Below are 13,156 nucleotides of genomic sequence, written 5' to 3'. Positions count from 1 at the left end.
TCAATTATCTGCTTTCGTAACAAAGCGAAAGAAACAGTGATTTGGAATGCGATGTTCTCGCGCGTATGTAAGTAGCAAGCGAGCCTGTGGAATCACGTTCAACAACTGTTGCATGTGAATTCGCGGGGTAGGTAACAGACTGAACCAGCAAAAAGGGCAAGGGTCCGAAGATGACCGCCCGGTCTGGGACAGAAAGACGAAGGCAGAATTTATATGGCAATCGGATTGCTGGGTTTTCAAACCACCATTGCAAACCCTGTAGCACTTTCGGGTATCGGCGTTCACTCCGGCGCCAACGTGTCGATTACGCTCTATCCGGCTGAGGCCGGCACGGGTGTGATCTTCCAGCGCATGCATGACAATGGCGACGTGACAGAGCTGCGCGCGGTTTCCTCGCAAGTGGGCAATACCGATCTCTGTACGGTTCTCGGCTTCTCGCCGGCGCGTTCCGTCGCGACGGTCGAACATGTCATGGCGGCGATCTACGCGATCGGTTTGGACAATGTCATCGTCGAAGTCTCCGGTGCAGAAATGCCGATCATGGACGGCAGCGCCTATCCTTTCATCGAAGCGATCGAGCAGGTCGGTATCGTTTCGCTCGGCGTCAAGCGCCGTTATATCCGCGTCACCAAGCCTGTTCGAATCGAAGCTGGCGGTTCCTGGTGCGAGTTCCGCCCCTATGACGGCACGCGCTTCGAGGTCGAGATCGACTTCGAATGCCCGCTGATCGGCCGGCAGAAGTGGGAAGGCGATCTGACTGCCAAGACCTTCAAGGCCGAGCTGTCGCGCGCTCGTACCTTCGGCTTCATGCGTGATGTCGAACGTCTCTGGGCTTCGGGGCATGCACTCGGCTCTTCGCTGGAAAATTCCGTCGTCATCTCCGACGACAATACGGTGATCAATATCGAGGGCTTGCGTTACGCCAAAGACGAATTCGTTCGCCACAAGACGCTGGATGCCGTTGGCGATCTGGCGTTGGCCGGCGCCCAGTTCATCGGCTGCTACCGCTCCTATCGCGGCGGTCACCGCATGAACGCCAATGCGTTGAAGGCACTGCTGAGCGATCCCTCGGCTTATGATGTCGTGGAGACTTCCGCACCGCGTCAGCGTGCGCATAGCCGCGAATTCGTCGCCGTCAATGCTCCCGAATTCGCCCCCTGGTCTGCGTGACCTCCAGAAACCCAGGTGGCAGAGTCGCCGCTCCCGAAAGGGGGCGGCTCTTTTTTTGAGAAGAGATTCGCCAATGGTGCTTTAAAGCCGCGGCAGAGCAGGCCGGAAACGAAATCTCTTGTCAATACAGCGGTTAAAGCCTGCCATCGTTCAATCTTTGCCACAAAAATGCGTTAATGCATCATCATTGCGTTGCCCTGATGGTGCTTTTGCGGCTAGAAACGCCAGCGAGAAAACGCCGTTTCCGCAACAACGGCTAGTGGGACAGTCATCCGATGGGTTTTGCAGGGTCTGAAAGCATGAAGATTACAGCACGGGCTTTGCTCGTATCGCTTCTCCTGGCCGGTACTGGTGCGGTGGTGACGGGTTGTGATACGAAGAGGGATATCGACATCACCAAGCTCGGTGTCGAGACCGATCCGCCGGAACTGCTCTATAATCAGGGCCTTGCCAATATCAAAGCTGGCAATATGACGGAGGCCGGAAAAAAGTTTGACGCCATCAACCAGCAGCAGCCCTTCTCCGAATGGGCGCGCAAGGCGCTGGTGATGAGCACTTTCGTCAAATACCGTACCGGCGCCTACGATGATGCCGTCCAGACGGGCAATAGCTATCTCAAGCAGTATCCCGGCTCCGAAGATGCCGATTACGTGCAGTATCTCGTCGGTTCGTCCTACGCCAAGCAGATCGTTGACGTGACGCAGGATCAGCGCGCCGCGCAGCAGACGATCGAAGCCATGTCCAAGGTCGTCAGCAACTACCCGAACTCGCAATATGTCAGCGACGCGCAGGCCAAAATTCGCTTTGCCCGCGACCAGCTCGCCGGCAAGGAAATGCAGATCGGCCGCTACTATCTTGAGCGCAAGGATTATCTTGCAGCCATCGCCCGCTTCCGTATTGTTGTCGAGCAATATCCGACGACGAATCAGATCGAAGAGGCGTTGGCACGCTTGGTCGAAGCCTACTACGCCATGGGTATCGTTCAGGAAGCGCAGACGGCAGCCGCCGTTCTCGGCCACAACTATCCGGACAGCCGCTGGTACGCCGATTCGTACAAGCTTCTGAAGACCGGTGGCCTTTCGCCGAATGAAAACGAGGGCTCCTGGATTTCGAGAGCGGGCAAGAAACTTCTTCTTGGGACGTGAGATTGAGCGCACATGCTGGTCCAGCTTTCGATCCGCGATATCGTTCTGATCGAGCGGCTGGATCTTGCCTTTGAAACCGGGCTTTCGGTACTAACCGGCGAGACGGGCGCAGGCAAATCCATCCTGCTTGACAGTCTTTCGCTAGCCCTTGGCGGGCGCGGCGATGGCGATCTCGTGCGTCATGGCGAGGATCGCGGCCAGGTGACGGCAGTCTTCGATGTCGGCATGCAGCATGCCGCCCGCAAGCTTCTGCGCGAAAATGGCATCGATGACGATGGCGACCTCATCTTCCGTCGCACGCAATCCGCCGATGGTCGCACCAAGGCGTTTGTCAACGACCAGCCGCTCAGCGTTCAACTGATGCGCCAGGCGGGGCAGCTTCTTGTCGAAATTCACGGACAGCATGACGACCGTGCCCTGGTCGATACCGATGCGCATCGCATGCTGCTCGATGCCTTCGCCGGCATCGCCGAGGAAACCCAATCTGTTGGACGGTTTTACAAGATCTGGCGTGACACCGAGCGGACGCTGAAGAAGCAGCGTGAGCAGGTGGAGAAAGCCGCGCGCGAAGCTGATTATCTCCGGGCGTCAGTCGAGGAACTGGAGAAGCTGTCGCCGCAGGATGGAGAGGAGGACGACCTGGCTGAACGTCGTTCGCGGATGATGAAGGCGGAGCGCATTGCCGGCGACATCTCGGAGGCCTCGGAGTTCCTGAACGGCAATGCCTCACCTGTGCCGCACATCGCCTCCCTGGTTCGCCGATTGGAGCGCAAGAGCCACGAGGCGCCAGGCTTGCTGGAAGATACCGTGGCCCTGCTCGACGCGGCGCTGGACCAGCTCTCCAATGCGCAGATGGAAGTGGAGGCGGCGCTGCGCAAGACCGAATACGATCCGAGGGAGTTGGAGCGGGTCGAGGAGCGTCTGTTTGCGCTCAGGGGTGCCTCGCGAAAATATTCCGTACCGGTAACGGAACTGCCAGCATTGGCCGCGCGCATGATTTCGGATCTTGCAGATCTTGACGCCGGCGAAGAAAGGTTGGCTCGTCTGGATGCAGAGCTTGCCGCCGCCAAGGCGGAATACGACGCGGCCGCGCGCAGCCTCTCGGAAAAGCGACGTCATGCGGGTAAAGCGCTCGCTGACGCCGTGATGGCGGAATTGCCGGCACTGAAGCTCGAACGGGCGCGTTTCATGGTGGAGATCACCAGCGATCCCGATGGCGGAACCGCCGATGGCATCGATATCGTCGAATTCCATGTTCAGACCAATCCGGGCACAAGGCCCGGTCCGATTACCAAGGTCGCTTCCGGCGGCGAACTGTCGCGTTTCCTGCTGGCTTTGAAAGTGGCACTCGCCGACCGTGGTTCGGCACCGACCCTCGTGTTCGACGAAATCGACACCGGCGTTGGCGGTGCAGTCGCGGATGCGATCGGCCAGCGGCTAAAGCGTCTCTCCGATCGTGTGCAGGTGCTTTCCGTCACCCATGCGCCACAGGTTGCAGCACGTGCTGCGACACATCTCCTGATCTCCAAGGGACCAGTTGCGGATGGCTCGGAGAAGATCTCCACACGAGTCGCTACAATGGAGCCGAAAGACCGCACGGAGGAAATCGCCCGCATGCTCGCAGGCGCTTCGGTGACCGAAGAGGCGAGGGCGGCCGCCAAGCGCTTGCTGGCTGGCAACGGCTGATCACTACGCGTGTCCCGTCGCTGGATTTTCCGGTCTTATCTAGCAGATGCCCGGGATGGCCATTTTCGGCCCAAGGACGAAGCCGCTCGCGCGGCATTGGCGCCCGTGGTGACGGTGCAGCAACGATCTGAACGCCGTGCATTTTGTGGGTTTGCCGTCCTGGCTGAGGATTGGGGTCTTCTCAATCACCAGACAGGAGGTTCCCATGACGGAGGAGAAGACGACCCCGCTGCGCGAACGGATGATCGAAGACATGCGCATCCGCGGGATGGGCGACAAAGTCCGGCAAGCCCATATTCGGGCGATCAAGGATTTCGCCGGGTTTCTGAAGCGATCTCCGGATACCGCGACACCCGACGACCTGCGCGCCTACCAATTGCACATGACCAATGCGGGCGTCACGCCGCCGACCTTCAACGCCCGCATCGTCGCGCTGAGGTTCTTTTTCGGCATCACCTGCGACCGCGAAGAGATGAAGCGGCATATGCAGTTCCGTCGGCAACCGCAGAAGTTGCCCGTTGTCTTGAGCGTTGAGGAGGTTTCCGACCTGCTTGTGGCGGCCCAGGGGCCGGGCCTGAAGTATCGAGCGGCGCTCAGCATCTCCTATGGCGCCGGACTGCGGGCCTCCGAAGTCTGCAACCTCAAGATCAGCGACATCGACAGCGATCGGATGCTGATCCATGTCGAACAGGGCAAGGGACAGAAGGACCGCAAGGTGATGCTGTCGCCCCTGCTGCTGGAACTCTTGCGCGACTATTGGCGCGAGTCACGGCCGCAGGGCTGGCTTTTTCCTGGCAAACCGAAGATCAACCCGATCTCGCCGCGGCAGCTCAACCGCGCCTTCACCGCCGCCAAAAAACTGGCCGGGATCGCCAAGCCAGCGACGCTGCACACCCTGCGGCACAGTTTTGCCACCCACCTGCTGGAAGCGAACACGGATGTGCGGGTGATCCAGGTCCTTCTGGGACACGCCAAGCTGACGACCACCGCCCGTTATATGCATGTCGCCACGAAGACGATCCGCGACACGATCAGCCCGTTCGAGACCCTGAAGAAGCTGCAGGACCAAACGCTCCGACGCGAACTGGAGTAGCGCCCGTCCGGTGATCCGGCCAAAACTGGAGATCGCCGACATCTTCCGTGCCTATGGCCCGGCGTGGCGGCGGGCCAATGCCGGGCATGTTAGCCTGACCCAGCTCAAGGTCATGGCGGCGATCGAGGCCTGCCGAACCGAGGCGCTCGGCGGGCATGTGGCAGCCTGTGCCAAATGCGGCCACCATCACATCGCCTACAATTCCTGCAAGAATCGGCACTGCCCGAAGTGCCAGGGACCCGCGGCGCGGGACTGGATGGCCGCCCGTGCCGAAGACCTGCTGCCGGTCGAGTATTTCCATGTTGTCTTCACCATCCCCGCCGAGATCGCGCAGATCGCCTATTGGAATAAGAAGACGGTCTATGATCTTCTATTCCGGGCATCGGCGGAGACGTTGACCACCATCGCCGCCGATCCCCGGCACCTTGGCGCAAACATCGGCATGACCAGCGTGCTGCACACCTGGGGGTCGGCGCTGACCCATCACCCGCATGTGCACATCGTCGTGCCCGGCGGTGGACTGTCGCCGGATGGCACGCGCTGGATTGGCTGTCGCCCGGGGTTCCTTCTGCCCATAAAGGTTCTGTCTCGTCTGTTTCGGCGGCTGTTTCTCGAAGGACTGATGGCACTCAGTCAATCCGGGGTGCTCTGCTTCTTCGGCGATCTAGCCCGGCTTGCAGAGGCGGATGCCTTCGCTGCCTGGCTTGCCCCCTTCCGCAAATCCGACTGGGTCGTCTACACCAAGCCCCCATTCGGCGGCCCCGAGGCCGTGCTGGCCTATCTCAGCCGCTACACGCACCGCGTGGCGATCTCGAACAGCCGCCTGATCAGCGCGAATGCCGAGGCGGTCACCTTCCGCTGGAAGGACTACCGCATCAAGACCGGTGACCGTCACAAGGTCATGCGGCTGGCCACCGACGAGTTCATCCGCCGCTTCCTAATCCACGTGCTGCCCGACGGATTCCACCGCATCCGCCACTACGGCCTGCTGGCCGGAGCAGGCCGCAAGGCCAATGTCGCAAAGATAAGGAAACTGCTCGGGACGGAAGCGCCATCACAGGACGACACGCCAAGCGCCGAGAGCATCCCGCTCACCCTGAGGCAGCCATGCCCAGATTGCGGCGGCCCGATGCGCATCGTCGAGATATTCCGCCGTGGCCAGCGACCCAAATCCCGTGCGCCACCCCGAAAGGACGCCGCATGACGAAACGCCTGTCACATCAGCCAAGGCCGGCCCGGATCTGCGATGCATTCCGGGGTGGCGCCGATTTGCGCCAGGCAACGCCGCACACTGCAAAACCGCCGATGCGAGGCCTACGAAAGAGGAGCACCCCAACCCCGATCGCGTCATTGCAAGCCTTCGGGGCAACCCGCTTGCACCCGACGCTCCCACCGATAGCCACCTCAGAAAACCGCAGCCGCACGCTTTCCCCATAGGCGCTCCACCCAGCCCCCGCAGGCCTCCTCCTTGGAAGGTTTTTCAACGCGGGCCGACACACGCCCAGCCGCCACCGTCACACCGCGGCCCGCATCGAAAAACCTTCACCGAAGCGGACCGCTCTAGGGTTGGCACTTAGGATCAATCATATCCTCCGCGGATCCGCGGAATTTGTTTGCTCCGACTATTCTCGCCAAAATATAGAAGCCATGCTGCCCGTCCGGCAATGTGGAGCCAAAGACGCCAACCACCACGTCTTTCATATTTGAGCGGGCTCCATCCAAACCGTCTGCGACAAGCTTCAACGGGTTCAAATTCGAGAGATCATCGGCTGCCTGGAATGTTGCCCACCAACCGGCGTTGGTCCTCAACTTTGTAAACCGGCCGCTTCCAATTTCTGTCGCATGGGTCTTCAGAAGAGCGCGAAAGCGAGGCGTCTCGCATCCCATGTGGATATGAAGCCGATCCTGGGTGCGCCAACTGGCGGCGTTTATTGCCAGCGCAAAATCCTGTGGCGAACCCTTCGATGTGCGCAGGCCGATTGTGGCTGATTGCTCTCTCCACGCTGCGTCGAAATAATTCGGCGCTCCCGCAGCCAGAAGGCGGGGGTCTTCGATGCCGGGTACATCGGCTAGTGGCGCAAGAATGGTGCGCTCTTTGTCGGTGGCCTCGCGAAGAACGGCGTAGGAAGACAGCGGATCCTGCGCCTCGACTATTTTGAGGCACGGATACGGCGATCCTGTCAGGGTAGAGTTAACCTCGCAGGCTCTAACGACCAGCCCCAAAGCAGAGCGGCTGACGAATGAGCTCATGATTATGACTGCAATAATGAGAGAAATAGAGAGAACGGCAGGACGATATTTCACGCGTGATTCCAAATTTTCGCTGACGAGCCAATCATTTCCGAAAAGCTGGCTCTCTTGATACCTTACCTTAAATCCCTTGCAATAGCCGCGGAAGATCCGCCGACCTTAAGAGTTCGACGGAGATTGCTGTTGCGGCTGTCGGAGTATTGATATTTGTAAAATCTTTGTCTGGCCAAGCGGGCGATGTAGAATTTGTAACACCGTGAATGACCGCTTGTCGCGGAAAGTTGCCGTGAACGCGACCATCACGGTTGTTCGCGTCCGCCGCCGGATTCCAGATTTTTCTCTTTGTTTTTACGTGTTCCGGACGGAAAACCGCTTCGCACTTTTCGGGGAAGTGCTCTAAAACATCTCCGAAATCGGGGAGTGTAGATTCATGAGCAGCGAACAGAAGCCCGTCGAGGATTTGAGCGAAGAGGAAGCGGCCGCGGCGCTGGCTTATCTGGCCGCCGAGATTGCGCGAAATGATGCGCTTTATCACGGCAAGGACGCGCCTCAGATTTCGGATGCCGAGTATGACGCGCTAAAGCGGCGCAACGATGCCATCGAAGCGCGTTTCCCCGCGTTGATTCGTGCCGACAGCCCGTCACGTCGGGTTGGCGCTGCACCGTCCGAAACCTTTGCACCCGTCGTGCACGCAAGACCGATGCTGTCGCTCGACAATACGTTTTCGCAGGAAGACGTGCAGGATTTCGTCGCCGGCGTGTATCGTTTCCTTGGCCGGTTGCCGGATCAGTCGATCGCCTTCACCGCTGAGCCGAAGATCGATGGGCTTTCCATGTCGATCCGCTATGAGAATGGCCGGATGGTGAACGCCGCGACGCGCGGCGACGGCACCACCGGTGAAAACGTCACCGCCAATATCCGCACCATCAAGGAAATCCCGCAGACCTTGCCTGCCGGCGCCCCCGCGGTCGTGGAAGTGCGCGGCGAGGTCTATATGGCCAAGAGCGATTTCCTGGCGCTGAACGCGCAGATGGAGGCGGAAGGGAAGCAGACCTATGTCAATCCGCGCAACACCGCGGCCGGCTCGCTGCGCCAGCTCGACCCGAAGATCACGGCCAGCCGCAAGTTGAAATTCTTCGCCTACGCCTGGGGAGAGATATCAGACATGCCTGCCGACACCCAGTTCGGCATGGTGCAGACATTCGGGAAATGGGGCTTTCCGGTCAATCCGCTGATGAAGCGGCTGAATTCGGTGGCCGACATTCTCGCGCATTATGACGAAATCGGCCTCCAGCGTCCGGACCTCGATTATGATATCGATGGTGTCGTCTACAAGGTCGACAGCCTCGAACTGCAGGCTCGACTTGGTTTCCGTTCTCGTTCGCCACGCTGGGCGACGGCGCATAAATTCCCGGCGGAGCAGGCATTCACCCGGCTGATGGGCATCGATATACAGGTGGGCCGCACGGGCGCTTTGACGCCTGTCGCGCGGTTGGAGCCGATTACCGTCGGCGGCGTCGTGGTGACCAATGCGACCCTGCATAATGCCGACTACATCAAGGGCATCGGCAACAAGGGCGAGCCGATCCGCGATGGCCGCGATATCCGGGTCGGCGACATGGTGATCGTGCAGCGCGCTGGCGACGTCATTCCGCAGATCGTCGATGTCGTGCTGGAGAAGCGGGAAGCGTCAAGCGTTCCTTACGAATTTCCTAGGGTTTGTCCTGTCTGCGGCAGCCATGCGGTGCGCGATATCAACGAAAAGACCGGCAAGGTCGATGCGGTGACGCGCTGCACCGGCGGCTTTATCTGCCGGGCGCAGGCCACGGAACATCTGAAACACTTCGTGTCGCGCAATGCTCTCGACATCGAGGGCCTGGGCTCAAAGCAGATCGATTTCTTCTTCGAGAACGAGGATCCGGCGCTGCAGGTGCGCACCGCGCCCGATATATTCACATTGGAGAGGCGCCAACAGTCCTCGCTTACCAAACTGGAGAATATCGACGGCTTCGGTAAAGTCAGCGTTTCGAAGCTCTATGCGGCCATCAACGAGCGGCGCGATATCGCTTTGCACCGCTTCATCTTCGCGCTCGGCATCCGCCATGTCGGCGAGACGACGGCAAAGCTGCTGGCCCGCTCCTACGGCAACTACGACGCCTTCGAGGCGGCGATGAAGGAGGCGGCGCCTCTTGCGGGAGACGCATGGAACGAGCTCAACAATATCGAAGGGATCGGCGAAGTCGTGGCGCGCGCCATCGTCGAGTTCTACAAGGAACCGCGCAACATCGCCGTGATCTCGAAGCTGCTTGAAGAAGTGCGGCCGCAGGAGGCGGAGCAGCCAACCACATCGGGCAGCCCCGTCGTCGGCAAGACGGTGGTCTTCACCGGCTCGCTCGAGAAATTCACTCGCGACGAAGCCAAGGCCAAGGCCGAAAGTCTCGGCGCCAAGGTTTCCGGCTCGGTTTCGAAAAAGACCGACATCGTCGTCGCAGGACCGGGTGCGGGTTCGAAGCTGGACAAGGCGCGGGAATTCAACGTGCAAGTCATGACCGAGGACGAGTGGCTGGCGTTGATCGGGGGATGATCGACGGCGGCGGATCGAAGGATCGCCGCGCGTCGCTTTTAGACTTAGACTCTCACGCGTGCCATCGTGAACGCATCGACGTATTCGCCGTTACGAAATGCAAAGGCTCTAAGCCTGCCCTCGGTCTCGAAACCGAATTTTTCGTAAAGCCGGATCGCAGGTTCGTTGTCGACATAAACGGTCAATTCCAGGCGTTTGATCGCCAGCCAATTGTCGGCGGCGTCGACGAGAGCGGCAAGCAGCGCCGAGCCGATGCCGCGGCCGGTAAAGTCGTCGTGGACCCCCATGCCGAGGTGGCCGGTGTGAATCTGTCGACCCGAATGGCGGCGCATGCCGGCATTGCCGACGACTTGCCCGTTGAGCACAGCAACGAGATTGACCGAATCGGATGCGGGCTTTTCCAGCCGTTGCCGGGTTTCTTCAACGCTCTGAAAGGGCAGGCGCAGCGTGCCGGCGCGGTAGCCGGGCAGATTGGCGATGAGGGCTACCGCCTCGGCGTCGGATGGCCGCGCAGCGCGGATTTCGCACCCGCCCGGTTTTCGCAATCGTCGTTCGTCTGGATCTTGTGATTCGGAATTCATGTTGCTCTCCTTAAGGTTCAAGAGGAGAGCAGAGCCTTCAAACCCTGCTCGCCTCGGCAGGGTTGAAGGGGATCGCAGTCAGCTTAACGCAACGCTGCTCCCACTCTCCCTGCAAGGGGCGAGGTGGTGAGAAGATGCATCACGATGGCACAGTTTGCGATCATGGGCTGAACTTTCAGAGTTTTTTTCCAGAAGTCAACTCCCCTAACGGAAGTAACAGGGGTTGCAAGCCTACTCGCGCGTGCCGTGCGACCGCTCGCCTTAATACGAAAGGATGAATTGTTTTCTGACCTCAACAGGCCGCTGAATACCGCCAGGGGCATGATGTAAAAGGCGAATCCCTTTCGTCTGGCCCCACGCAAATGCTGTTGGTGAGTGTCGGGTTCTATGCGTCTAATACTTGTCAACGATGTCTCGATCATTCGCGGCGGCGCGACCAAAGTGGCGTTGCAATGCATCGAAGCGAGCAGGCAGGCCGGGCTGAATTGCGCCGTCCTGGTCGGCGATGACGGCGAGGGGCTGAAGCCGCGTTTTGCGGGCATCCGCACGGTCGCACTTGGCGAACGACCGCTGCGCGACGGCCCTACTTTCACCGACGTATTCGAGAAAAACTACAACAAGCGCGCCTACGAGGCGCTGGATGCGCTGTTGAAGGAAACCGATGAAGAGACCATCGTCCATGTGCACGGCTGGTCGCAGATTCTCTCGCCATCGATCTTCTATGCCCTCGCCAAACACAAGGCCAAGGTCATCATCACCGCGCACGATTTCTTCCTGAGTTGTCCGAACGGAGGACTGATCAATTTCCAAAGTGGTACGGTCTGTAATGTCCGTCCGCTGTCGGCGGAGTGTCTTGCGACCAATTGCGACAAGCGCAACTATCTCCACAAACTCTGGCGCTTTCGCCGCACGCTGACACAACGCGGCGTCGGCGAAGAATTCTGGAGCCGCGTCGGCATCGTACTCGCTCACGAGAGCATGGAGGCCTATCTGCGCTCCGGTCCACTGCAACATTTTCTGACCTTGCGCACGCCAACCGAGCCCCTGACGCCGGTTCCCGTGGAGGCCTGGCGCAACCGCCGTACCGTCTTCTTGGGGCGTATGTGCTGGGAAAAGGGCGTTCGCACGCTCGCCGACGCGTTGAACAAGACTGGGCGAACGGCGACGCTGATCGGCCGCGGACCGCTGCTCGACGAAATGCAGCGAGCGTTGCCGCATTGTTGGGTACCGGGCTGGCTGGCCGACGAAGAGGTCACGACGCTGGCGGGGGAAGCGCGCGTCTTCATCATGCCATCCCGCATGCCCGAACCCTACGGACTTGTGGCCGCCGAGGCACTGATGTCCGGCATTCCCGTCATCGTCAGCAGCAATGCGCTGATCGCCGCCGAAGTAGAGCGGAACGGCGCCGGGCTGGTCTTTAGAAGCGGCGATGCCGGCTCGCTGGCGGAGCGCCTGGCGAGCACCGATGACGACAGATTGATGCAGAAACTATGCGAAGGCGCGTTAGCGCTTGGCCAGCGGATTGCACCCAGCAAAGCAGAATGGGGTCGGCGCATGGTCGATATCTATACAGGCAGGAGCGGCTTCTTCGCTCATTGAAAAGGGGGCAATAACATGGCGCGGGCTTTGGTAACGGGGGGCTGTGGTTTTGTTGGGAGGCATCTGATCAGGCGACTTTTGGCCGAAGGCTTGGATATCGTCTGCGTCGACCAACTGGTGGAAGGGACGGGGGCTCGGCATCCCGATGTCTGGCAGCGGTTTCCCGGATCGCGCTTCACCTTTTTCGAGGAGGACTGCCGTACTTTCTTTTTCCGCCCTGTGGAACATTTCGATTATGTTTTCCATCTCGCGGCGCTGGTCGGCGGCCGTGTGACGCTGGAGGCCCGCACGCTCGACGTTGCCGAGGATCTGGCAGTCGATACGGAATTGTGGAAATGGGCGGCACGCGCCAAACCCGGCTGCGTCGTATTCTTCAGTTCCAGTGCGGCCTATCCCGTCTCGCTGCAGACGGTCGCGAGCCATCGGCTGCTTTCGGAAGATATGATTTCTTTCGACGCCGCCATCGGCGTACCCGATCTCAGCTATGGATGGGCGAAATTGACCGGCGAATATCTTATGAAGCTCTATGTCGAGCGCTATGGCAGCCGGGCCATCGCCTATCGGCCGTTCAGCGGCTATGGTGAGGATCAGGATCTCGCCTATCCCTTTCCGGCCATTTGTCGTCGTCTGCTTGAGGAAAGAGGTGCTAGGGAAGTCTTCGTCTGGGGTTCCGGCCGGCAATGCCGGGACTTTATCCATATCGATGACTGTATCGATTTCATCTGGAAAACCAAGGAGCTCCTGCCAGATGGTGCCAGCCTCAACCTTTCGACCGGGAGGGCTACCTCCTTTATGGAGCTGGCGGGAATTATCGCCCGGCAAATTGGCTGGAATCCTGTCGTGAACGGCCGCTGCGATCGCCCCGAGGGCGTTTTCTATCGCTGTGGCGATACTGCCCTGCAGCGCTCTTACGGGCTCTCCCCACGCGTCAGTCTGGAGGAGGGAATTGCGCGAATGCTCGATCATCTGCGCATGGAGCAGGAGCAATACGCCATCGCCATCTGACGACCAAAACTCTGCCTTGACCGGTTTCCCGCTGCGGCCTCTG

10 protein-coding genes are annotated in these 13,156 nt (G+C 59.8%); 8 read left to right on the top strand and 2 right to left on the bottom strand.

Features of this window, described 5'->3' with window-relative positions; translation table 11 throughout:
* The first annotated feature begins 213 nt into the window (after positions 1-213).
* From lpxC to CCGE525_RS12830, 5 genes are all read left to right on the top strand, one after another.
* Complete coding sequence (lpxC, locus tag CCGE525_RS12850; protein WP_120704599.1) at positions 214-1,170, top strand: UDP-3-O-acyl-N-acetylglucosamine deacetylase; 957 nt, start codon at positions 214-216, stop codon at positions 1,168-1,170.
* A gap of 275 nt (positions 1,171-1,445) precedes the next feature.
* Positions 1,446-2,315 (top strand): outer membrane protein assembly factor BamD, encoded by an 870-nt coding sequence (locus CCGE525_RS12845; protein ID WP_205587391.1) that lies wholly within the window; start codon positions 1,446-1,448, stop codon positions 2,313-2,315.
* A gap of 12 nt (positions 2,316-2,327) precedes the next feature.
* Positions 2,328-4,001 (top strand): DNA repair protein RecN, encoded by a 1,674-nt coding sequence (gene recN / locus CCGE525_RS12840; RefSeq protein WP_120704597.1) that lies wholly within the window; start codon positions 2,328-2,330, stop codon positions 3,999-4,001.
* Positions 4,002-4,206: 205 nt separating this feature from the next.
* Positions 4,207-5,094 (top strand): tyrosine-type recombinase/integrase, encoded by an 888-nt coding sequence (locus tag CCGE525_RS12835; protein ID WP_120703950.1) that lies wholly within the window; start codon positions 4,207-4,209, stop codon positions 5,092-5,094.
* Between the two features lie 10 nt (positions 5,095-5,104).
* Positions 5,105-6,298, top strand: a complete 1,194-nt coding sequence (locus CCGE525_RS12830) for an IS91 family transposase (RefSeq protein WP_120703951.1) — start codon at positions 5,105-5,107, stop codon at positions 6,296-6,298.
* Positions 6,299-6,654: 356 nt separating this feature from the next.
* On the opposite strand, the gene CCGE525_RS12820 is transcribed toward CCGE525_RS12830, so the two are convergent.
* On the bottom strand, positions 6,655-7,398 hold the full coding sequence (locus CCGE525_RS12820) for a CDP-diacylglycerol diphosphatase (protein WP_120704596.1): 744 nt from the start codon (positions 7,396-7,398) through the stop codon (positions 6,655-6,657).
* Between the two features lie 376 nt (positions 7,399-7,774).
* Between CCGE525_RS12820 and ligA the strand changes: the two genes are divergently transcribed.
* A complete protein-coding gene (gene ligA / locus CCGE525_RS12815; RefSeq protein WP_120704595.1) occupies positions 7,775-9,928 on the top strand; it encodes an NAD-dependent DNA ligase LigA in 2,154 nt (717 codons plus the stop codon).
* A gap of 44 nt (positions 9,929-9,972) precedes the next feature.
* Here ligA and CCGE525_RS12810 read toward each other — a convergent pair whose 3' ends face one another.
* Positions 9,973-10,509, bottom strand: a complete 537-nt coding sequence (locus CCGE525_RS12810; RefSeq protein WP_120704594.1) for a GNAT family N-acetyltransferase — start codon at positions 10,507-10,509, stop codon at positions 9,973-9,975.
* A 387-nt stretch (positions 10,510-10,896) separates the two neighbouring features.
* Here CCGE525_RS12810 and CCGE525_RS12805 point away from each other — a divergent pair, with 387 nt between their 5' ends.
* A complete protein-coding gene (locus CCGE525_RS12805; RefSeq protein ID WP_120704593.1) occupies positions 10,897-12,108 on the top strand; it encodes a glycosyltransferase family 4 protein in 1,212 nt (403 codons plus the stop codon).
* 15 nt (positions 12,109-12,123) lie between these two features.
* Positions 12,124-13,113, top strand: coding sequence for an NAD-dependent epimerase/dehydratase family protein (locus CCGE525_RS12800; protein WP_120704592.1), 990 nt, complete (start codon positions 12,124-12,126; stop codon positions 13,111-13,113).
* Positions 13,114-13,156 lie beyond the last annotated feature (43 nt).

This window comes from Rhizobium jaguaris (genome assembly GCF_003627755.1).
In the GTDB taxonomy this organism is placed as follows: domain Bacteria; phylum Pseudomonadota; class Alphaproteobacteria; order Rhizobiales; family Rhizobiaceae; genus Rhizobium; species Rhizobium jaguaris.
The sequence above is the reverse complement of the archived record's forward strand: the minus strand, read 5'-3'. Positions and strand labels throughout refer to the sequence as shown.